Below are 21,307 nucleotides of genomic sequence, written 5' to 3'. Positions count from 1 at the left end.
TGTGAACGGATAAACAGAGAACCTATTTTCCGATAAAGAAAGGACTTAAAAGCCCGTCTATAAATACATAAGTTGTATTGTATAGACAGGCGGGTCAATCTCAAGATTCGTATTACAGAACGTGGAATTCGGTCAACCATTCCACGGCAAGTAAATTCAATTTTACGCTGTACCTACCCTTACAGAAATTACAGAACGTTAACCCGATCCCGCAATTCTTTACCTGGCTTGAAGTGTGGGACATGTTTCGCGGGTAAGGAGACTGCATCTCCTGTTTTGGGGTTGCGACCAACACGGGGTGGACGGAAATGTAAAGAGAAGCTACCAAAGCCGCGAATCTCAATGCGTTCCCCATTCGCTAAGGCTTGTGCCATATGCTCTAACAGTGTTTTCACTGCTAAATCAATGTCTTTGTGGGCTAATTGCGTTTGTTTTTGCGCAATCGCTTCGATCAGTTCAGACTTTGTCATTTATATGTACCCTGAATAAAAGTAGTTGATATTGAGTGTTTTTTTATTATTTAAAGTGTTTAAAACCTTACAGTTATGTAAGGTCTTTAAACACTTGCCTTTCTAAACGACTAACAGAAAGCCTAAATTTACTCTTTATCCATTTGTTCTTTCAAAAGGTCGCCTAATGTCGCGCCTAATGAAGGTTGGGAACGGCTGTAATCTTGGATAGCGGCAGATTCTTCATCTGTTTCTTTCGCTTTGATAGATAAAGAAATGACACGCTTCTTCCGATCAACACCGATAAACTTCGCTTCGATGTCTTCGCCTTCTTTCAAGAGTGTACGAGCGTCTTCAACCCGATCACGGGTTAATTCAGATGCACGCAGATAGCCTTCAACGCCATCTTGTAACTGAATCATCGCGCCTTTCGGGTCAACTTCCTTGACCACACCTTTCACTAAACTTCCCTTAGGATATTCTGCAACGAAATGAGAGAAGGGGTCTTTTTCTAACTGTTTGATACCAAGAGAGATACGCTCGCGCTCGGGGTCAACAGCCAATACAACCGCTTCAATTTCATCCCCTTTCTTGTAACGGCGTACAGCTTCTTCACCCGTCTCGTTCCAAGAAATATCAGAAAGGTGGACTAAGCCATCAATACCGCCATCTAAGCCGACGAAAATACCAAAGTCGGTGATAGATTTGATAGTACCGACAACTCGGTCATTCTTATTATGGGTTGCTGCAAAGCCATCCCAAGGATTGACTTGGCATTGTTTGATACCTAAAGAAATCCGACGGCGTTCTTCATCAATGTCTAAGACCATGACTTCAACTTCATCACCGACTTGGACAATTTTGGAAGGATGTACGTTTTTATTGGTCCAATCCATTTCGGAAACGTGGACTAATCCTTCAACACCAGATTCAATTTCAACAAAGCAACCGTAATCCGTTAAGTTGGTGACTTTGCCAAATAAGCGAGTTCCTTCGGGGTAACGGCGGGCAATATCGACCCATGGGTCTTCGCCTAATTGTTTTAAGCCCAGAGAAACACGGACACGTTCGCGGTCAAATTTCAGGACTTTTACTTCTACTTCGTCACCGACATTGACCACTTCATTAGGATGTTTAACACGTTTCCATGACATATCGGTGATATGTAGTAAACCGTCAACGCCACCTAAGTCCACAAATGCGCCGTAATCAGTGAGGTTTTTCACCACACCGCGTAAACTCATGCCTTCTTGCATGGTTTCTAATAAGGCTTCGCGTTCTTGACTGTTTTCCTTTTCAACCACGGCACGACGTGAAACAACAACGTTGTTACGACGGCGGTCAAGTTTGATAACCTTAAATTCTAATGGTTTGCCTTCCAAGTAGCTGGTATCGCGCACAGGACGCACGTCCACCAAAGACCCCGGTAAGAATGCACGAATATCATTGATATTAACTGTAAAGCCACCTTTAACTTTATCAGTGATAATACCGGTGATGGTCGCAGTGTTTTCAAAGGCATTTTCCAAATCTTTCCAAGAAGCCGCACGTTTGGCTTTTTCACGAGATAAACGTGTTTCACCAAATCCATCTTCCACCGCATCAAGGGCGACATCCACAACATCGCCGACGGCAACTTCTAATTCATTATTACTGTTGTAAAACTCTTTGATGGGAATCACGCCTTCGGATTTCAGACCAGCATTGACGATCACAACATCCGCACGGATTTCGACCACTGTTCCCGTAACGATACTGCCGGGTAACATATTTTGTTTTACTTGACTTTCCGCAAATAATTCAGCAAAGCTTTCGCTCATTACAAACCCCTGACCCTAGATAAGTTTATCGAGGGTATTAATAGTTACTGCCACATAGTTGTGGTATGTGGGTTAATTAAAAGAGACCATGATTCGCCAACAGATTAAGCAATCATGAGTTTTTCAGTGTTAACAGACACCAGTTGTAAAATTTGTGCTACTACTTTTTCAATTGATACACCTGTTGTATCAATAATTTGCGCATCCTGTGCTGGGATTAATGGGGCAGTAGCACGATTGCGATCCCGCTCATCCCGATCCGCAATTTCTATAATAAGGTCAGCAAGTTTAGCATTCATTCCTTTGCCTTTCAACTGTTTATAACGACGCTCTGCGCGTTCTTCAACACTTGCCGTTAAAAATATTTTTACGCCTGCATCAGGAAAGACAACTGTTCCCATATCACGACCATCGGCAACGAGACCTGGTGCGCAACGGAAAGCCCGTTGGCGATTTAATAGTGCTTGACGGACACCTACAAGGGCGGCAATTTTTGAAGCAGCAGAGCCTGTTGCCTCTGTGCGTAAGGCAACACTGACATCTTCCCCCTCTAAGATTGCCCGTGTATCACTTAAATCAGGTTGTGCAGTGAATTGTACATCTAATTGATTAGCAACACGAACTAAACCAATTTCATCATCTAAAGCCACTTGATGCTTTTGCGCGGCTAGGGCTAATACACGATACATTGCCCCACTATCTAATGTGTGCCAGCCTAAATAGCGAGCAACCCGTAACATTATCGTTCCTTTACCTGAACCCCCAGGACCATCAATAGTAATCACAGGGGTGGACTGATATGTCATCACTTATGCCTCTTGTTCTTGAACTTGAATACCCGCTGTTTGTGCGAGTTGAATAAATGTTGGGAAAGAGGTGGCAACATTGGCGCAGTCTTCAATTTCTATCGTGCCATTTGCGCGTAACCCAGCAATTGTAAAAGACATCGCAATACGATGGTCGCCATGGCTATCGATAATCCCACCCTGTAACTGTCCCCCTTTAATAACAATTCCATCTGGGGTTGGTTGGGCTGATATGCCTAATTTAAGCAAACCGTCTGCCATAACTTGAATTCTATCGCTTTCTTTAACCCGTAATTCTTCCGCGTCGGTTAAAATGGTTTCCCCTTCAGCACAGGCTGCCGCGATAAAAATCGCAGGAAATTCATCAATCGCCAACGGAACTTGGTCGACAGGAATACGGATACCTTTTAAAGGACTTGCTTGCACACGAATATCCGCAACAGGTTCGCCCCCAATTTCACGCTCATTCAATAACGTAATTTTTGCACCCATTAAGCGCAGGATATTTAAAACCCCGATTCGAGTTGGATTAATACCCACGTGTTTTAAAATAATGTCCGAACCCGCCGCAATACTTGCACCTACCATGAAAAACGCAGCAGAAGAGATATCCGCAGGGACTTCGATATCAGTTGCTTGTAAACGCCCGCCTCCTTGCAAGCAGACCTTATCACCCGCTTGTTGAATTGGATAACCAAAACCGCGCAACATACGTTCGGTATGGTCACGGGTTGGCGCAGGTTCTGTAATACAAGTCATTCCTTTAGCATATAAGCCAGCGAGTAATAAGCAAGATTTAACTTGTGCGCTAGCAATCGGCATTGTGTAATCGATACCTTGTAACCCTTGTCCTGCATGAATTTTTAAAGGTGGCGTTCCATTCTCAGCGGTATCAATTTTTGCGCCCATTTGGGCTAATGGTACAGTGACTCGCTTCATTGGACGGCGAGATAAAGACGGGTCGCCCGTCATTTCCACTGAAAAAGATTGCCCTGCTAAAATACCCGACATCAATCGCATCGACGTACCTGAATTGCCCAAATACAATGCTTGTGCAGGTGCTTTTAAGCCATGCAAGCCAACCCCTTCAATCGTCACGGCTTCTAAACTAGGGCGGGTAATCTTAACCCCCATTGCTTGAAAGGCGGCTAAGGTTGCAAGGGTATCCTCACCCTCTAAAAAACCGCTGACATGGGTTGTCCCCTCTGCCAATGCGCCAAGCATAATAGAACGATGGGAAATAGATTTATCACCGGGTACACGATGCTCACCGCGTAATTGTCCCCCAGCTTGCACAATAAAACGTTTAGAATGGGTCATTGTCATGGTATCAAGTAAAATGCAAACATTTAGTATAATCTAACTTATGCAACGAAAGGAAAAAAAAGAAAAATTGCATATTTAGGACAAGCTATTTCATTGACAGAACTTATAAAACCCCTTCCAAAAATGGAAGGGGAGAATAGATAGGATTGTTATCTCCTAGGCGTAAAAAATGATGTGCTTAATGGCTTGAATGCTCAGTGCGTGTTTTCATCAGTGAGTAAATAATCCCCGCACTTAAAATTGCGACTGTCACAGTGAGCGAAACATAAGCGGGAATTTTGATGACGTGTGCCAATAAAATTTTGCCACCAATAACGATTAATAAAATTGCCAACGCATATTTTAAATAATGGAAACGATGCATCATTGCAGATAAAGCGAAATATAAAGCGCGTAACCCTAAGATAGCAAAGATATTTGAAGTATAGACGATATAAGTATCTTGCGTTATTGCAAAAATGGCAGGAATAGAATCAACTGCAAAGATTAAATCAGCGATTTCAATCAACATTAATGCTAAAAATAACGGTGTCATAAACCATTCTAAGCGATTTGTTGATGCTGAATGCTGTTTTACAAAAAACGCATTTTCATGCAACGTAGGAGTAATACGGAAATGACCACGAGCGAATTTTAATAATGGATTACTGGCAATATCAGGGGTGTCATCCATCATGATGAGCATTTTAATCCCTGTTCCAATTAAGAAAATTCCGAATATATACAATATCCAACTAAAGTTTGTCACCAACGCCGCGCCAAGCGCAATCATAATACCGCGTAAGATAATAACGCCTAAAATTCCCCAAAATAACACGCGATGTTGATAAATTCGCGGAATAGCAAAATAGCTAAAAATCAAGGAAATTACAAAAATATTATCCAGCGCAAGGGTTTTTTCTACAAGAAAGCCCGTAAAGAAATCCATCCCCGCTTTCGCGCCCATATACCACCAAACCCAAACGCCAAATAAAATGGCGATAGCGATATAAAAACTACTAAGCCAAAGACTTTCTGTCATGCCGATTTCGTGGTCTTTACGATTGAGTACGCCTAAATCAAAAACCAGTAGGAAAAAGACAATTCCCATGAACATGAGCCACAACCAAACGGCAGTGCCCAAAAACTCGCTAAATAGAAATTCCATAAATGTATCCCTTGACGTTATTTTGCTAGGCTTAAATGTACATATTATGTCCAAATAAGGTGTTAGTGAAGTAAAGAACTAACCAGAAAATTTGTCGCGGGCCATTTTGGCACGACTAAAAATCGAGAGAATATGCGCACTATCACCATGTTCAATTGCATCAGCTAACTCAGCTAAATCCGCGTTAAATTGCGCTAATACATGCAAAATCGCACTGCGATTGGCTAAACAGATGTCATGCCACATTTTAGGGTCACTAGATGCAATACGGGTAAAATCCCGAAAGCCACCCGCTGCAAAACGGAAAATTTCACGGCGGTCTTCCATTTGAGCCAATGTATCCACCAAGCTATAAGCCAATACATGGGGCAAATGACTGGTTGCCGCCAGCACCTCATCATGATGCTCAACGCTCATGTTTACCACTTCTGCACCTGTGTGTTGCCACAACTGCGTCACTAATGCAGTCGCTTGAGGGTCTGTTTCCGCTAATGGGGTTAAAATCACACGCCGATTTTCAAAAAGACTGGCGAACGAAGCCGCTACGCCACTTTTTTCAGTCCCTGCAATCGGATGAGCGGGCACAAAACGCCCTAAATGCTCGCCTAAATGCTGATAGGCTTCTTCAACAACGCTGGCTTTCGCGCTACCAACGTCTGTAATAATTGCATGAGGTGCAAGGGCAGGACGAATGCTAGAAAAAACAGAAGCCATTTGTCCCAACGGGACTGCAACAACGACGACATCGGCATCGCGTACCGCCTCTGCTATATCTGTCGTGTAATGGTCAATAACCCCCAAGCGCAACGCTTCTTGTAAATTATCAAGTTGTCGTCCACAGCCTATGACTTCAGCACACACTTGCGCCCGTTTTAACGCACGTGCTAAAGAGCCACCAATCAGCCCAACCCCGAGAATTGCAAGACGTTGAATAAACATTATTTAATTAAACTGGCGTAAAAAGCGTAAATCGTTTTCAAAAAATAAACGTAAGTCATTCACGCCGTAACGCAACATGGCTAAACGCTCAATCCCCATTCCAAAAGCAAAGCCTGTATATTTTTCCGTATCAAACCCAACGGCTTTAAACACATTTGGATGCACCATGCCACAGCCTAAGATTTCCAGCCAGCGACGTTCCCCATTCTTACCAATCCACTCGACATCCACTTCCGCAGAAGGTTCAGTAAAGGGGAAATAAGAAGGACGAACCCGAATGGCTAAATCACGCTCGAAAAAGCGTTGTAGGAAATCATGCAGAATGCCTTTTAAATCAGCTAAAGAAACCCCTTCATCCACCATTAATCCTTCTACTTGGTGAAACATCGGCGTATGGGTTTGGTCAGAATCGCACCGATAAACCCGCCCTGGCGCGATAATCCGTAATGGTGGCTGACGTTGCTCCATCGTCCGAATTTGCACAGGGGAGGTATGCGTGCGTAATAGGGTATGTGCATCAAAATAAAAGGTATCGTGCATTGCCCGTGCAGGATGATAAGACGGAATATTTAAGGCTTCGAAATTATAATAATCGGATTCAACTTCAGGGCCTTCCTCAACACTAAAACCTAACTGCACGAATAAATCCTGAATTCGTTGGCGTGTTAATGTAATCGGGTGTAAACCACCACTGACCTGTCCACGTCCTGACAAAGTCACATCAATTTTATCCGCCGCTAATTGCGCTTCTAACGCAGCAGACTGCAATACGGTATGACGAGTTTCGAGCAAGGATTGAATAGCCGTTTTTGCTTCATTAATCACTTGCCCCGCGTGGGGACGTTCTTCAGGGGGTAATTTGCCTAATTGTTTTAACTGTTCAGTTAAGACCCCTTTTTTGCCCAAAAAATGCACCCTTAACTGGTCTAGTGCGTTCAAATCACCTGCGTTTTTAATAGCGTCTTGGGCTTGCGTAATCAGTTGGCTGAGGTCGTTCATTGTCACGGCGTTAGCGAGTTATTTTAAGAGGAATGAAAGTTGTTTAGTGTGCCATACGTCAAAGAACTAAGACAAGACACAAAGAAAAAATCGTGTGTTACTAACATAGCAGGCATTTTCGCAATTTTTCAGCGGATAGCAAGTTAAATTTAAAAAAAGCAAGTTGCTTTTAACAGATTTTAAGACTAAGTACAAAAGGGATTATATTTGTCAATTGCACAACGAGTTTTTAATAAAGCAATTGAATACAAGTTATATCTCTATAAAAGGTTATAGGTATATTAGAAAATAATCATTTAATACACTAGCACTAACTGATTAAAATTAAGAAATATTATCAATAAACTCACGCATTAATCACGGTTAGCTTATGTTTGCATTTGAACAACATTATAAAAGTCGTTTTTCAGGGATTTTACGCTGGGCTCAACTAGAAGCATTATGGGAAAAAGTACAAGCACAACCTGATGGCTGGTATGTGTACTGTGTGGGCGATACCGTACCACAACATCCTGTTGCGACTGACTATTTAAGCCAATTTATTGAAGAATTAGACGAATTGCTACGCTATAAATCGAAGGGTGATTTTTGCGGGCTGATTTATGCGGATAATGTAGAAAATCCTGCCATGATAAAAGTATTTACCCCCCAACAACTCGGCTCAGGTTGTCAAATCAGCCAAGAACCAATTATCCCGCGTTGGTTACTCAGCAAAATTCCACCCCATTCTTTAGATAAGCTCAACACACCGAAACAAAAACAATTTCGTTGGTGGCAAAATCTCTTTTCTTAACAAGGAGATTATATTGTCTGTCGCAATAAATATTCCGCTAACAAAAAATCGGCTTCTGTATCAATGTCTAATGAACGCACTTTTGGCATTACATACGCGATTGTTTGCGGAGTTAATAAACGGCGGGTTTCTAAAAAAGCACTGACTTTTGCCACATAAACAGCCCCATTTAAGGTCAACATAGCGGGTAAATCCTGACGACGTGCGGGAATATCCTTAAATAACGGCTGTAAAAATCCCTGCTCATCCTGCTGAAAACACCAATAGGGATGCGTTTCTGCCTCTGTGACACTCACACAAAAATCTGCTTGTTGGTCGATACACCGTTGAATTGCTTGGTCTATATCCGATGCAATTCTTAAAGGTGAAGTCGGCTGTAAAATCACCACATAATCATACTGTTCTGACAATGTTTGAATCGCATGAATAATCGGTTCTATCCCTGAAGTTTCATCCAGTGCCAACTCCGCAGGACGAATAAACGGCACTTCACAACCGCACTGTCGCGCCGTTGCGATAATTTCCGCATCCTCACTGCTTAAAATTGTACGGTCTAAATACTTTGATTGTTGAGCTGCTTGAATTGTCCAAGTAATTAAAGGCTTGCCTGCAAGCAAACGGATATTTTTCCGTTTCACCCCTTTAGAACCACCACGGGCGGGAATAATGGCGATGAAAGAATAGTTTTTATACATATCAATATGTTATGTTAAGTTTTTTGAAGTAAATAGTCAGCGGTTAATAACTCAGTGGCTACTTTTTTTTCTGTAGGTAAGTAAATGCAAACATGAATATCAAGATTTTTTAATGTATTACACATAATCGATCCAACTTCTGCCCACGCTAAATTGCCTAATCCACGTGTCTTGGGGTTTATAGTCAATGTCATTGCGGGGCTTATTGCTTACACTTGGAAGCTCCATAAGCCTTCTTTGATGTCTCGTATTAATCCTAAACTTGATGAGAGCTTTAATTTGTTGAATTCTTCTCAACCTATTTTTATTTAAGTCATTTTTCGCTGTACTCGCGTTATTTTAGAATTACTAATCCTTTCCTTATTAATTCTGCGAATCCTGATTCAGACAAAAGGAAGAAAATCCTCCATCTTTGTAAAATCGCTAAAGCAATTTTACGCCTTAACTCACTGTTTAATCCATAAAATATTGCAGAACTCAGGTTAGAATATTTTAGGATGACCAATCCTTTCCTTATTAATCCTGCGAATCCTGATTCAGACAAAAGGGTTAATTTGTGTAGTCTTAATCTGTCCGATGAATATGATATATTGCGTGCCTTAATCAGTTGCACACAGGATAATAACCATGATTCGCAGTATGACCGCCTTTGCGCGTGAAGAACAGCAGGAGGCATGGGGGAAAGTTTGTTGGGAACTTCGCTCCGTTAATCATCGTCATTTAGATATTTCACTTCGGTTGCCTGAAGAATTTCGCAGTTTAGAGCCTATTTTTACAGAGTGCTTACAGCAAAAAATTAAGCGGGGCAAAGTCAACGGTACATTATATTTTCAAGCAAGTACAAGTGCGCAAAGTGCTTTAAATCTTAATATGGATTTGGTGAAACAACTGTATAAAGCTGGTTGTAAAATCAATGAAATCACAGGGCAATCTCATCCATTTAATGCATTAGAAATTCTTAGATTTCCCGGTGTGTTAGATGTACCAACGATAGATATTGAAGCGGTTAGCGATGTTTTATTGAAACATCTAAATACGGCGTTAAAACAACTCATTGCTCATCGTGAACGTGAGGGTGCGCAATTAGCCTTATTAATTCGCCAACGTTGTGAAGCCATTGCAACCGAAGTGCAGGGTATTCGGGCAGAATTACCGCAAATTTTACAAGGACAGCGGGAGCGGTTATTAAATCGTTTGTCTGAGTTGAAAGAATTGGATAATGACCGCGTTGAGCAAGAAATGGTGATTCTGGCGCAAAAAATGGACGTTGCCGAAGAATTAGACCGCTTAGAAACGCATTTATTAGAAGTGAAAGAAATCTTTAATCAAGATGAGCCTGTCGGCAGACGTTTGGATTTTTTAGTGCAAGAGTTACATCGTGAAGCAAATACACTCGGCTCTAAAGCGAATCATATCAGTACAACGCACTGTTCAATTGAGTTAAAAGTATTAATTGAACAAATCCGCGAGCAAACACAAAACATTGAATAATTAGAGTTTATGCGTTTAAATCATCCTGCAATGCCTGTTTCATTACAAGGCACGTTATATATTATCGCAGCCCCTTCTGGGGCTGGTAAAACTAGTTTAGTCAGTCAATTAGTGCAAACTATTCCGCAACTAACTGTTTCCATATCACATACAACGCGCCCGCCCCGCCCCGCAGAAGTGAATGGCGTGAATTATCATTTTGTGAGTGTTGACACGTTTCAAACAATGTTGATGAACAAGACTTTTTTTGAATACGCACAAGTTTTCGATAATTTTTATGGTACATCAAAACAAACTGTCTTTGAACAATTACAGCAAGGCATTGATGTTATTTTAGAAATTGATTGGCAAGGGGCGCAAACGGTACGTGCATTAATGCCTGAAGCGGTCAGTATTTTTATTTTGCCGCCGTCTCGTGACATTTTAGAACAACGTTTACGCGGACGGGGTCAAGATACAGAAGCCATTATTCAACGACGGATGCAAGCCGCTATTGAAGAAATGAGTCATTATCCAGAATTTGATTATGTGGTGATTAATGACAACTTTGAGCAGGCATTGCAAGATTTACAAGCAATTATTCATAGCCAACGTTTAACTCGTCCCCGTCAACAGGCAAAACATGGGCAACTGTTCGCCAAGTTGCTTGCATAAAATGGGAACAAACCCTCTCAGCCGTTTTGCCTTCTTAGATGCGAGTCGAGGCGTAGCCATTTTACTCATGGTGATTTATCACTTTTCCTACGACCTCGATTATTTTCACTTCGTTGATTGGGATTTATACAACTCACCCTACTGGATTCATTTCCGCTCACTCATTGTGACGCTATTCATCAGCATTGCGGGGATTAGCCTTGCTTTAGCCTGTCGTCACACTTTAATCACGACTGCCTATTTACGCCGTTTAAGTCTGCTGATTGCTTGCGCGTTACTTATTAGCATCGTGAGCTATCTCATGTTTCAACACCGTTATATTTTCTTTGGAATTCTCCATTTTATCGCGGTTGCTAGCATACTAGGCTTATTATTTGTGCGTCGCTTTTGGTTGAGTTTAAGCGTGGGTGTGCTTTGCTTATTTGTGGGGGGATGGGTACAACATCCTTTATTTAACCAGCCTAGTTTGCAGTGGTTTGGATTGATGACGCATAAACCAAGAACAGAGGACTATGTTCCCTTATTACCTTGGTTCGGTGTGTTTTTAATAGGAATTGCCTGCGGTGAACAATTACAACGTTTAACAAAAACGCTCAAAAGATTCACACAAACGATGCAACAAACAGGGCATCCTTTATTAATCTGGTTAGGTAAGCGGAGTTTATGGATTTATTTATTACATCAACCGCTATTAATGGGCGTGTTATGGTTAGGAATGACTATTAAACGACTGTTTGGATAAATTCAAATTCATTCGCCCCAACAGGTGAAATTTTTTATACTAATTCCCCCTGAATCCCTGTAAATCCTTTTTACACTTTCGTTTAATGAGTTTCTTATGACATCTGCCGATAATTCAACGCCATCTGTTGTGCTCAAGGGGCAAACACAAGCAACAACGGACAATACAGAACAAGGCTTGTACGCCAAGCGGAAAAAAATCTATCCCCGCCAAACGGATGGTTTATTTACCCGTTTACGGATTGCCAGTGTTTTAACCCTTTTAGGTATTTACTATATATTCCCTTGGTTACAATGGGATGGACGGCAAGCAGTCTTATTCGATTTACCTGCCCGTCAGTTTTATATTTTTGGCTGGGTATTTTGGCCACAAGATTTTATCTATCTCGCGTTTCTTCTCATTATTGCAGGATTTAGCCTGTTTTTTTTCACCACGCTTGCAGGGCGTTTATGGTGTGGTTACGCCTGTCCGCAATCAGTTTGGACAGAAACGTTTATCTGGATGGAGCGGTGGGTAGAAGGTGATCGCAATCGACAGATGAAACTCGATAAAGAACCGATGTCAGCACGTAAATTCCGTTTAAAAGCAACAAAGCATAGTTTATGGCTGCTCTTTTCCTTAATCACAGGATTTACTTTTGTTGGCTATTTCACGCCGATTCGTGATTTAGCCATTAACTTAATGCAGATAAATTTATCAGGGTGGGAAACCTTCTGGTTATTCTTCTACAGTTTTGCAACTTATGGCAATGCGGGATTCTTGCGGGAACAAATCTGTTTATACATGTGCCCCTATGCACGTTTTCAAAGTGCCATGTTTGATAAAGACACCTTAATCATTGCTTACGATGATAACCGTGGTGAGCCGCGTGGCTCTCGCAAAAAAGGCGATGACTATCAAGGCAAAAACTTAGGCGAATGTATTAACTGCACCATGTGCGTACAAGTCTGTCCAATGGGTATCGATATTCGTGATGGCTTGCAATACCAATGCATCGGCTGTTCTGCTTGTATCGATGTCTGTGACGATATTATGAAAAAAATGAATTACCCAACAGGATTAATTCGTTATACGACAGACCACGCAATTCATGGCAATAAAACCCATATTCTGCGCCCCCGTGTTGCTATTTATGCAAGTTTATTACTGATACTTCTTGGCTTACTGATTTACTCCATTTCTAACCGTGTTCCTGTACAACTGGATGTTATGCGCGACCGTAATATGTTGTATCGAGAAAATAACGACGGACTTATTCAAAATGTTTACATGCTGAAAGTGATGAATAAAGACGTACATCCACATCAATACACATTAACGGTTAGCGGGTTAAAAAATGCGCAATTGGAGACGGACACAGCAGTAGTAGAAGTGGAAGGTGGAAGCGTTTTAGATTTACCTGTTCGCGTCAATGTTGCACGTGAAGACATTCCAGAACAAAGCAACACGATTGAATTTACCTTAGCAACTCATGGTCAAACTGACTGGACAGTGACTGAAGATGCACGCTTTATAGGTCCTACTCAATTACAGAGATAATTATGCCTACTGATAAAATTATGACTCGCTGGTATCAAGAACCCTATGTATGGTTTGTTATTTTCTTTCCCGTTTTGGCAATTGTTGCAGGATTTATTACCCTGAACCTTGCGATAGAATCAGATGATGGCATGGTCGTTGATGACTATTATAAACAAGGTCTTGCGATTAATATGACCTTAGCCCGTGACAAAGTCGCTGTCAACTATGGCTTAGAAGCACATATTCAACTAGATAAAACACAGAATATGCTTTTATTGACCTTGAAGTCATCTTCAAATTATCCCCATCCTGACATGTTAACGTTATCATTCCTGCATCATACCCGTGCAGGTCATGACCAAACGCAAATTTTAAAGCGTGCAGGTGATGATACATATATTGGTACATTACCCCAACTGATTGAAGGAAATTGGTATGTACAATTAACACCTGATAATGGTAAGGAAAAAGAAGGCGATAGTCACAACGAGCAAGCATCAGTACATAACTGGCGGTTGTTAACATCCGTTCGTATGCCTGTAGCCGAAACAGCATTGTCACTGCAACCATTTTCAGCAACAACGAATTAAAAAGCTGTTATCTTTTTAACAGAAACTCACCGAACTCAAGTTAGTTTACAATTTTCTGGTAAGGCAATTATTGAGGATTTTAACTTTAGTCGTGTTTTTATTGAGCGTGTCGCTGTGCGTGAAATTGCTAATTTACCTGAGTTCGGCGAGTTTTATAAAACAGATATCTGCTAGGTTTTCAAAACCTAGTAGGTCTGTCAGAACGTGCGACAAGATTAAAACATTGTCTGAATCAGGATTAGCAGGATTTAAAACCCTTAAACCAAAAAATTAAGGTGAAAGACGCTTTTTAATCCTGCTAATCCTGAAAATCCTGTGAATCCTGATTCAGACAAACTGTTGTCTTTTTAAAAGAAACTCGCCGAACTCAGGTTAAAGAGAGATTTTTCTCGAATAAAAAAGACGTTTAACAAAACAGATTTGTTAAACGTCTTTTAGGATTAAAATTTAAAAAATATCAACAGTGAGTTCTTTCTCATTAACGATAACCGTCCCGTCTGCTAAACGGTAGCCAAAAAAAATAGAGAGACGACCTGCTGCAAGAAACTGTCCTTTATATAAAGAGATATCGTTTTTAGCTTGCAATGTAATCCCTTGTTTAAACGGAATTAACTCAGTTCCTAGCTCTCTAACCTGAATGGTATTTTCCCCTAGCATAAAATACATATACCCACTATCAAAAGCATAATATGCTCCATAAACAATAATATCTGCTGTTTGTCCAACGTGTTCAGGTAATGGCTCAATACTTCCTTGTATCTCTACTGTTGCTGATAAGGGGACAGATGCATATCTTCCACCTGTCTCACAACTATCACGCTGTATTTTCCCCGTTATAATGGCGTTGTTGGTTGAGTCCATTGTTAGGTTGTAAGCACCTAACTGATTGATAAACTCCTTGGTTGTTGGTGTGTATGCTACTACCATGTATTTTTCTAAGTCGCTGTCATACAGACGTGCATAGAACGTATTTTCTGTTGAATCTATTGCAAAATTATGTATGTTGTTTTGCAATGATAGGGAAGGTGCAATAGGACACCAACTATCTCCCATATCACTACTTTTATATAGGATATTTTCCATTAAACTGTATAGCAGGTAGTTATTTTCTGAGGCTTTATGCGCTTGTAATACAAACGGATAATAATTGTCTCGTCTTTGAATACTGGTAACCCAATTACGACCTTCGTCTGTACTAATAAGTGTGAATTGTGCGCCCAGTCGTTGCACAACAAGGAAAGTACGTGGTGTTGTAGGTAATACTTTGAAATCAAGCAACTCTACTCCTACAAATTTATAGGTTAACAATTCCCATGTCGTGCCATCATCAATACTACGCATTATGCCTAATGCTTCAACGGATGCGTAAAGTGTTTTCGGCGTGATAGGGTCTGGAACTAATGTAAACTGACGTTGATTTAGCAATGTGTAAAGTGTTGTCCATGTTGCGCCATCATCAGTGCTTTTTAAAATTTGTGGGGTTGTGAGTTTATCTGCTTGTTCAGTATCTACACTTGAATACTTACTGTTTCCCGCAGGAACAACTGCATATAGGGTTTTAGCATCATAAGGAACTGTGTGTAATATCACCTGTGTCTTATCTGCACTACATAGATGGAAAGTCGTTGGGAGTGGATGAAAAACAGCTTCTTGCCCTTGTTGTTTAACATATAACGATTTGCAATCTTTTGTGTATCCGTAAACTTTCGTGGCTTCTAGCGTGGTGTTTATGGTTTGAAAACGAATAGCGGGAAAAAGCAGATTTGAATTAGTCCATGTTTTGCCTTTATCCGTTACTTGAAACAACTCCCCATTTGTCAGAACATACGGTGTCGTTGGCGTACTAAATAGATTTTCTACGCTCCGATTCTTTAAGCCTTTTTTGCTTAATTGCCAACTTTCTCCTTCATCACTACTTTTTAGAATATTATCTTCAGTCGTGAGATAAAGGGTATTGTTGTCCTCAGGGTCTATAACCAGTTGGTAACGGTAATGGAATGAAGAGTAATAATGGGGTGTGGGGAATAAGTCGCTGGTTAATTCTGTCCAATTAACATTGTCATGATTGAGTTTATAAAGTTTATCCTCTCTAGTCGGATTAAATGGGCTTATGTTGTCCTTTATATATCGATATGAGGCAATAGCATAGAGTGCGGTTTTACTAGGAATTAACTCTATAGATAAATCATCCTGCACTAAATCAACTCTATCTAAGGCAGAAGGAAGGGGAAGTTTTTCCCAAGCATTCCCTGTTATGGTGGTTCGAAATAATTCGGGTGATGTGGAGTTATTTGTATTCAGATAAAGTGTTGTTGGCGTTGTTGCGACAACTGACAGTGTATTGAGCAGACTTAGCGAAGTAATATACCCAGCTTCAAGGATATTATGTGCTGTTTCTGTCCAGTCATCCCCAGCATTATGACTTGTGTAGAGTTTGTATTTATACTGACCATTAGCATCAGCCTCTGTAGTCTCTTGCCCTAAAATATACAATGTATTGGGTGAGTGAGGGTCAACGACTAAAGTTCTGGCTAAAAATCTATTGACAGGTTTCTCAAGAGAATAAATCGCATACCATCGTTTTCCACCATCTTGTGAACGGTAGATATTTTCATTTAACTGATTGTAATCATTAGTGATAGGCGTAACACAAGCATAAATTGTTGCAGGTTGAGTCGGCGCAATCGCTAAAATATCTGACCCATTACCAGAGTTTATTTGTCGTCGTGGTAAAGTAAAACCATCATCAGCCACAACTTCAACCCATTCACCATATAAGCCGATGCGTTTGTAAAATGCCCTAAGACCTGAGTAGTTCTCTACACCATACCAAATATCAGCAGTTGGGTCTTTTCGATAGCGTATTGTGATATTATCAAAACCGACAGGTTGTATGGCTGTCCAACTTTCTCCTTTATCAATACTTTGGTAGCTATTTGATAAAATTAATCGCGATGGTACTGTACTAGTATCAAGTGACCGAGTATTTAAAACCCCTGACCCACCATCAGGTAAATCAATTATTGTCCATTCATCTTCCCCTGCCCAACTCAATGGAACAATGAGGCAGAATAAGCTTAGTAGCGATAAAACTCTTAGGTAAAAATGCATAAAATATCCTTGTAAAACCAGTTAATTACAACTAAGTATATATCATCATGAATTTTATGCAATAAAAAATAATTATAAAAATTATTTGACTAGAAACTTTTTTATCTCTGATTTACTCATTGCTATTGCTTCTTTTTTTCTTCATTCCGTGCAGAAGGGAAAAACTGTTAAGTAGCTCGAATAAAAAAAGACGTTTAACAAAACAGATTTGTTAAACGTCTTTTAGGATTAAAATTTAAAAAATATCAACAGTGAGTTCTTTTTTATTAACAATAACTGTTCCGTCTGCTAAACGATAACCAAAAGAAATATAGAGACGACCTGCTGCAAGAAACTGTCCTTTATATAAAGGGATATCATTTTTAGCTTGCAATGTAATTCCTTGTTTAAACGGAATTAACTCTGATGTGTTTTCCATTGCATGCTCCCAAACCTGAATCGTATTATCCCCCAGCATAAAATACATAGACCCACTACCAAAAGCATATAGTGCATAAACAACAATATCCGCTGTTTGTCCAATGTGTTCAGGTAATGGCTCAATACTCCCTTGTATATCTACTGTTGCTGATAAAGGCACAGATGCATATCTTCCACCTGTCTCACAACTATCACGCTGTATTTTCCCCGTTATGATAGCGTCATTAAGTGAGTTTGTTGTTAGATTATAAGCATTTAACTGATTGACAAACTCCTTTGTTGTTGGTGTGTATGTTGCTACCATGTATTTTACTAAGTCGCCGTCATACGTATACGTATAAGCATAGACTGTATTATCGTCTGTCGAATCTATTGCAAAAGTTGGTATATTGAGTTGCGGTAATGGGAAAGGAATAATGGGACACCAACTGTCTCCCGTATCACTACTTTTATATAGGATATCTTCCACCAAATTGTATAGCAGGTAGTTATTTTCTGAGGTTTTATGCGCTTGTAATACAAACGGATAAAAATCGTCTAGTCTTTGAATACTGGTAACCCAATTACGACCTTCATCTGTACTTTTAAGAAGTGTGAGTTGTTCGCCCAGTCGTTGCACAACAAGGAAAGTACGTGGTGTTGTAGGTAATACTTTAAAATCATACAACTTTATCCCTGCAAATTTATCAGTCAGCAATTCCCATGTCGCGCCATCGTCAATACTGCGCATAATGCCCAATGCTTCAACGGATGCGTAAAGTGTTTTCGGCGTGATAGGGTCTGGAACTAATGTAAACTGACGTTGATTTAGCAATGTGTAAAGTGTTGTCCATGTTGCGCCATCATCAGTGCTTTTTAAAATTTGTGGGGTTGTGAGTTTATCTGTTTGTTCCGTATCTACACTTGAGTACGGACTGTTTCCCGCAGGAGCGACTGCATATAGGGTTTTAGCATCATAAGGAACGGTGTGTAATATCACTTGTGTCCTATCTACACTACATAGATGGAAAGTCGTTGGGAGTGGATGAAAAACAGCTTCTTGCCCCTGTTGTTTAACATATAACGATTTGCAATCTTTTGTATATCCGTAAACTTTCGTGGCTTCTAGCGTGGTGTTTATGGTTTGAAAACGAATAGCGGGAAAAAGCAGATTTGAATTAGTCCATGTTTTGCCTTTATCTGTTACTTGAAACAACTCCCCATTTGTCAGTGCATACAGTGTCGTTGGCGTACTAAATAGTTTTTCTATATTCCTATTCTTTAAGCCTTTTTTGCTTAATTGCCAACTTTCTCCTTCATCACTACTTTTTAAAATATTCTCTTTTGTTGTGAGATAAAGGGTGTTTTCGTCCTCAGAGTCTATAACCAGTTGGTAATAGGTTGAGGGGAATAAATCGCTCGTTAATTCTGTCCAATTAACACTGTTATGAGTAAGCTTATAAAGTCTATCCTGTTCTTCATATTGATAATATGGTGAGATGATAGCATATAGTGCTGTTTTACTAGGAATTAACTCTATAGATAAATCATCCTGCACTAAACCAACTCTATCTAAGGCAGAAGGAAGGGAAAGCTTTTCCCAAATATTCCCTGTTACCGTTGTTTGGAATAATTCGGATGATGTGGGATTATTTGTATTCAAATAAAGTGTTGTTGGCGTTGTTGCGACGGCTGACAGTGTATTGCGTGTACTTAATAAAGCAATATAATTAGTTTCAATGGTATTATGTGCTGTTTCTGTCCAGTCATTCCCAGCATTATGACTTGTGTAAAGTTTATATTTATACTTACCATTAGCATCAGCCTCCATAGTCTCTTGCCCTAAAATATACAATGTATTGGGTGAGTTGGGGTCAACGACTAAGGTTCTGGCTAAAAATCTATTGACAGGTTTCTCAAGAGAATAAATTGGATACCATCGTTTTCCGCCATCTTGTGAACGGTAAATATTTTCATCTAAATAACTGTAACCATTAGTTATGGGCGTAACACAAGCATAAATTGTTGCAGGTTGAGTTGGCGCAATTGCTAAAATATCTGCCCCCTCTGCAACCCATGAATGCACTATTTGTATAGGTGGTAACGCAAAACCATTATCAGCCACAACTTCAGCCCATTTACCATATAAGCCGATGCGTTTGTAAAACGCACTAATACCTGAGAAGTCATTATCTACGCCATACCAAATATCAGCAGTTGGGTCTTTTCGATAGCGTATTGAGCGGTTATTAAGGGAATAATCAATTTGTTGTATAGCCGTCCAACTTTCTCCTTTATCCATACTTTGGTAGGTATTCGATAAAATTAATCCAGATGGTACTGCGCTAGTATCTAAAAACCCTGTTCCAGCATCAGGTAAATCAAACATAGTCCACTCATCTTCCCCAGCCCAACTCAATGGAACAATGAGGCAGAATAAGCTTAGTAGCGATAAAACTCTTAGGTAAAAATGCATAAAATATCCTTTTAAAACCAGTTGATTACAACTGAGTATATATCGTTATGAATTTTATGCAATAAAAAAATAATTATAAAAATTACTTGACTAGAAACTTTTTTACGTCTAATTCATCACCCAATCAGGAAAAGCAATAAAGTTGTTTTTATCATGTCTGTCGAACTTCGTCCTTTAGGGGTTAAATGCAATATTCAATGTCAATATTGCTATCAAAACCCACAACGCGATGCGGATAATGTCACGCATCATTATGATATTCCTAAAATGCTGGCAAGTTTGGCACAGGAAAATGAACCCTTTAGTTTATTTGGAGGAGAGGCTTTATTAATTCCGTTAGCTGATTTAGAAACCTTGTGGGCGTGGGGATTTGCCCGTTATGGGCAGAATAATTTGCAAACCAATGGGACGTTAATCACGGATGCACATATTCAGTTATTTCAAAAATATAATGTGCATGTTGGCATTTCTATTGATGGCGGGGGAGAATTAAATGATGTCCGTTGGGCAGGCACTTATCGTAAAACCCGCGAGGCAACGGCGAAAACAGAGCAGGCTATCGAAAAATTATGCGCGTTGGGTATTCCAGCGGGTTTAATCATTACGTTACATCAAGGCAATGCACGGGCTGACAAATTACCTTTGTTACATACTTGGTTACGAGACATGGAACAGCTTGGGATTCGTTCAGTACGGTTACATATTTTAGAAATTGATAACCCAATTATTGCGCAACAATATGCCCTCAGTGATACGGAAAATTTAGCCGCGTTACAAAGTTTTCTTGAATTAGAAAAAACCTTGAGCCAGTTACGATTTGATATTTTTCACGATATGCGCTGTTTATTATTAGGCGATGACGCGCCCGTGACTTGTGTCTGGAAGGCTTGCGATGCCTACACCACTCGCGCTGTACGTAGTGTGGAAGGACACGGACAACGGCGTAATTGTGGGCGGACAAATAAAGAAGGCATTGATTTTGTTAAAGCAAATATAGAAGGCTTTGAACGGTATTTAGCCTTGTATCATACCCCGCAACATTATCAAGGCTGTCAAGATTGTCGCTTTTTCTTAATGTGTAAAGGACAATGTCCTGGTACTGCCTTTGCGGGAGATTGGCGTAATCGTAGCCATGATTGTGCGGTATGGATGCAGTTATATACAATTTTAGAAGCGGAATTATTAGCCGAAGGGAAAACCCCTATTTCTCAACATCCTGCCCGTTTAGCCTTAGAAGAAATGTTTATAGCGGAATGGATTCAAGGGCAAAATTTATTGATTCATCAAGCCTTAAGTCGTTGGGAAAAGGCACAAGTTAAGATTTAACGCTTTTGTCTGAATCAAGATTT

18 protein-coding genes are annotated in these 21,307 nt (G+C 40.2%); 7 read left to right on the top strand and 11 right to left on the bottom strand.

Going from position 1 to position 21,307, the window contains the following annotated elements; translation table 11 throughout:
* Positions 1–188: 188 nt before the first annotated feature.
* From BEGALDRAFT_RS08855 to pheS, 7 genes are all read right to left on the bottom strand, one after another.
* Positions 189–470 carry an integration host factor subunit beta gene (locus BEGALDRAFT_RS08855; protein ID WP_002685824.1) on the bottom strand — a complete coding sequence of 94 codons (282 nt, stop codon included), beginning with the start codon at positions 468–470 and terminating at the stop codon, positions 189–191.
* Between the two features lie 128 nt (positions 471–598).
* The gene (rpsA, locus tag BEGALDRAFT_RS08850; RefSeq protein WP_002685816.1) at positions 599–2,269 is read right to left on the bottom strand and encodes a 30S ribosomal protein S1; all 1,671 of its coding nucleotides are present in this window, start codon (positions 2,267–2,269) and stop codon (positions 599–601) included.
* 104 nt (positions 2,270–2,373) lie between these two features.
* A complete protein-coding gene (gene cmk, locus BEGALDRAFT_RS08845; protein WP_002685815.1) occupies positions 2,374–3,075 on the bottom strand; it encodes a (d)CMP kinase in 702 nt (233 codons plus the stop codon).
* A gap of 3 nt (positions 3,076–3,078) precedes the next feature.
* Positions 3,079–4,395 (bottom strand): 3-phosphoshikimate 1-carboxyvinyltransferase, encoded by a 1,317-nt coding sequence (aroA, locus tag BEGALDRAFT_RS08840; protein ID WP_198284627.1) that lies wholly within the window; start codon positions 4,393–4,395, stop codon positions 3,079–3,081.
* 184 nt (positions 4,396–4,579) lie between these two features.
* Positions 4,580–5,548: a TerC family protein gene (locus BEGALDRAFT_RS08835; RefSeq protein ID WP_002685813.1), complete on the bottom strand. Its 969-nt coding sequence runs from the start codon at positions 5,546–5,548 to the stop codon at positions 4,580–4,582.
* 78 nt (positions 5,549–5,626) lie between these two features.
* Complete coding sequence (locus BEGALDRAFT_RS08830; protein WP_002685812.1) at positions 5,627–6,487, bottom strand: prephenate dehydrogenase; 861 nt, start codon at positions 6,485–6,487, stop codon at positions 5,627–5,629.
* Positions 6,488–6,490: 3 nt separating this feature from the next.
* Complete coding sequence (pheS, locus tag BEGALDRAFT_RS08825) at positions 6,491–7,486, bottom strand: phenylalanine--tRNA ligase subunit alpha (RefSeq protein ID WP_002685811.1); 996 nt, start codon at positions 7,484–7,486, stop codon at positions 6,491–6,493.
* A gap of 370 nt (positions 7,487–7,856) precedes the next feature.
* Here pheS and BEGALDRAFT_RS08820 point away from each other — a divergent pair, with 370 nt between their 5' ends.
* Complete coding sequence (locus BEGALDRAFT_RS08820; protein WP_002685809.1) at positions 7,857–8,279, top strand: hypothetical protein; 423 nt, start codon at positions 7,857–7,859, stop codon at positions 8,277–8,279.
* Positions 8,280–8,287: 8 nt separating this feature from the next.
* Here BEGALDRAFT_RS08820 and BEGALDRAFT_RS08815 read toward each other — a convergent pair whose 3' ends face one another.
* Positions 8,288–8,974, bottom strand: coding sequence for an acylneuraminate cytidylyltransferase family protein (locus BEGALDRAFT_RS08815; RefSeq protein ID WP_002685807.1), 687 nt, complete (start codon positions 8,972–8,974; stop codon positions 8,288–8,290).
* A gap of 14 nt (positions 8,975–8,988) precedes the next feature.
* The gene (locus BEGALDRAFT_RS08810; RefSeq protein ID WP_040294925.1) at positions 8,989–9,168 is read right to left on the bottom strand and encodes a hypothetical protein; all 180 of its coding nucleotides are present in this window, start codon (positions 9,166–9,168) and stop codon (positions 8,989–8,991) included.
* Between the two features lie 433 nt (positions 9,169–9,601).
* Here BEGALDRAFT_RS08810 and BEGALDRAFT_RS08805 point away from each other — a divergent pair, with 433 nt between their 5' ends.
* The 5 genes from BEGALDRAFT_RS08805 to BEGALDRAFT_RS08785 all read left to right on the top strand — a co-directional run bounded on the left by BEGALDRAFT_RS08805 (position 9,602) and on the right by BEGALDRAFT_RS08785 (position 13,972).
* Positions 9,602–10,465 carry a YicC/YloC family endoribonuclease gene (locus BEGALDRAFT_RS08805; RefSeq protein ID WP_002685805.1) on the top strand — a complete coding sequence of 288 codons (864 nt, stop codon included), beginning with the start codon at positions 9,602–9,604 and terminating at the stop codon, positions 10,463–10,465.
* A gap of 9 nt (positions 10,466–10,474) precedes the next feature.
* Positions 10,475–11,119: a guanylate kinase gene (gene gmk / locus BEGALDRAFT_RS08800; protein ID WP_002685804.1), complete on the top strand. Its 645-nt coding sequence runs from the start codon at positions 10,475–10,477 to the stop codon at positions 11,117–11,119.
* Position 11,120: 1 nt separating this feature from the next.
* Positions 11,121–11,861: a heparan-alpha-glucosaminide N-acetyltransferase gene (locus tag BEGALDRAFT_RS08795; protein WP_050978426.1), complete on the top strand. Its 741-nt coding sequence runs from the start codon at positions 11,121–11,123 to the stop codon at positions 11,859–11,861.
* A 96-nt stretch (positions 11,862–11,957) separates the two neighbouring features.
* Positions 11,958–13,400 carry a cytochrome c oxidase accessory protein CcoG gene (gene ccoG, locus BEGALDRAFT_RS08790; protein WP_002685799.1) on the top strand — a complete coding sequence of 481 codons (1,443 nt, stop codon included), beginning with the start codon at positions 11,958–11,960 and terminating at the stop codon, positions 13,398–13,400.
* A 2-nt stretch (positions 13,401–13,402) separates the two neighbouring features.
* The gene (locus tag BEGALDRAFT_RS08785; RefSeq protein WP_002685798.1) at positions 13,403–13,972 is read left to right on the top strand and encodes a FixH family protein; all 570 of its coding nucleotides are present in this window, start codon (positions 13,403–13,405) and stop codon (positions 13,970–13,972) included.
* 447 nt (positions 13,973–14,419) lie between these two features.
* Here the strand turns inward: BEGALDRAFT_RS08785 and BEGALDRAFT_RS08780 are convergent, their stop codons facing one another.
* Together BEGALDRAFT_RS08780 and BEGALDRAFT_RS08775 are read right to left on the bottom strand one after the other, a co-directional pair.
* Positions 14,420–17,083: a sialidase family protein gene (locus BEGALDRAFT_RS08780; protein ID WP_002685797.1), complete on the bottom strand. Its 2,664-nt coding sequence runs from the start codon at positions 17,081–17,083 to the stop codon at positions 14,420–14,422.
* A 235-nt stretch (positions 17,084–17,318) separates the two neighbouring features.
* Complete coding sequence (locus tag BEGALDRAFT_RS08775; RefSeq protein ID WP_002685795.1) at positions 17,319–19,958, bottom strand: sialidase family protein; 2,640 nt, start codon at positions 19,956–19,958, stop codon at positions 17,319–17,321.
* Positions 19,959–20,111: 153 nt separating this feature from the next.
* Between BEGALDRAFT_RS08775 and BEGALDRAFT_RS08770 the strand changes: the two genes are divergently transcribed.
* Positions 20,112–21,284 carry a radical SAM protein gene (locus BEGALDRAFT_RS08770; protein WP_002685793.1) on the top strand — a complete coding sequence of 391 codons (1,173 nt, stop codon included), beginning with the start codon at positions 20,112–20,114 and terminating at the stop codon, positions 21,282–21,284.
* Positions 21,285–21,307: the final 23 nt, after the last annotated feature.

Origin of the sequence: Beggiatoa alba B18LD (assembly GCF_000245015.1) — a bacterium.
Lineage (GTDB): Bacteria > Pseudomonadota > Gammaproteobacteria > Beggiatoales > Beggiatoaceae > Beggiatoa > Beggiatoa alba.
The sequence above is the reverse complement of the archived record's forward strand: the minus strand, read 5'-3'. Positions and strand labels throughout refer to the sequence as shown.

Excerpts from the sequence above, each read along its gene's own strand:
- BEGALDRAFT_RS08770 (WP_002685793.1), top strand. The coding sequence starts at position 20,112 with ATGTCTGTCGAACTTCGTCCTTTAGGGGTTAAATGCAATATTCAATGT.
- aroA (WP_198284627.1), bottom strand. The coding sequence starts at position 4,395 with ATGACCCATTCTAAACGTTTTATTGTGCAAGCTGGGGGACAATTACGC.
- rpsA (WP_002685816.1), bottom strand. The coding sequence starts at position 2,269 with ATGAGCGAAAGCTTTGCTGAATTATTTGCGGAAAGTCAAGTAAAACAA.
- BEGALDRAFT_RS08780 (WP_002685797.1), bottom strand. The coding sequence starts at position 17,083 with ATGCATTTTTACCTAAGAGTTTTATCGCTACTAAGCTTATTCTGCCTC.
- BEGALDRAFT_RS08810 (WP_040294925.1), bottom strand. The coding sequence starts at position 9,168 with ATGACATTGACTATAAACCCCAAGACACGTGGATTAGGCAATTTAGCG.
- BEGALDRAFT_RS08775 (WP_002685795.1), bottom strand. The coding sequence starts at position 19,958 with ATGCATTTTTACCTAAGAGTTTTATCGCTACTAAGCTTATTCTGCCTC.
- ccoG (WP_002685799.1), top strand. The coding sequence starts at position 11,958 with ATGACATCTGCCGATAATTCAACGCCATCTGTTGTGCTCAAGGGGCAA.
- BEGALDRAFT_RS08820 (WP_002685809.1), top strand. The coding sequence starts at position 7,857 with ATGTTTGCATTTGAACAACATTATAAAAGTCGTTTTTCAGGGATTTTA.
- BEGALDRAFT_RS08795 (WP_050978426.1), top strand. The coding sequence starts at position 11,121 with ATGGGAACAAACCCTCTCAGCCGTTTTGCCTTCTTAGATGCGAGTCGA.
- BEGALDRAFT_RS08830 (WP_002685812.1), bottom strand. The coding sequence starts at position 6,487 with ATGTTTATTCAACGTCTTGCAATTCTCGGGGTTGGGCTGATTGGTGGC.
- BEGALDRAFT_RS08835 (WP_002685813.1), bottom strand. The coding sequence starts at position 5,548 with ATGGAATTTCTATTTAGCGAGTTTTTGGGCACTGCCGTTTGGTTGTGG.
- cmk (WP_002685815.1), bottom strand. The coding sequence starts at position 3,075 with ATGACATATCAGTCCACCCCTGTGATTACTATTGATGGTCCTGGGGGT.
- BEGALDRAFT_RS08855 (WP_002685824.1), bottom strand. The coding sequence starts at position 470 with ATGACAAAGTCTGAACTGATCGAAGCGATTGCGCAAAAACAAACGCAA.
- pheS (WP_002685811.1), bottom strand. The coding sequence starts at position 7,486 with ATGAACGACCTCAGCCAACTGATTACGCAAGCCCAAGACGCTATTAAA.
- BEGALDRAFT_RS08805 (WP_002685805.1), top strand. The coding sequence starts at position 9,602 with ATGATTCGCAGTATGACCGCCTTTGCGCGTGAAGAACAGCAGGAGGCA.
- gmk (WP_002685804.1), top strand. The coding sequence starts at position 10,475 with ATGCGTTTAAATCATCCTGCAATGCCTGTTTCATTACAAGGCACGTTA.
- BEGALDRAFT_RS08785 (WP_002685798.1), top strand. The coding sequence starts at position 13,403 with ATGCCTACTGATAAAATTATGACTCGCTGGTATCAAGAACCCTATGTA.
- BEGALDRAFT_RS08815 (WP_002685807.1), bottom strand. The coding sequence starts at position 8,974 with ATGTATAAAAACTATTCTTTCATCGCCATTATTCCCGCCCGTGGTGGT.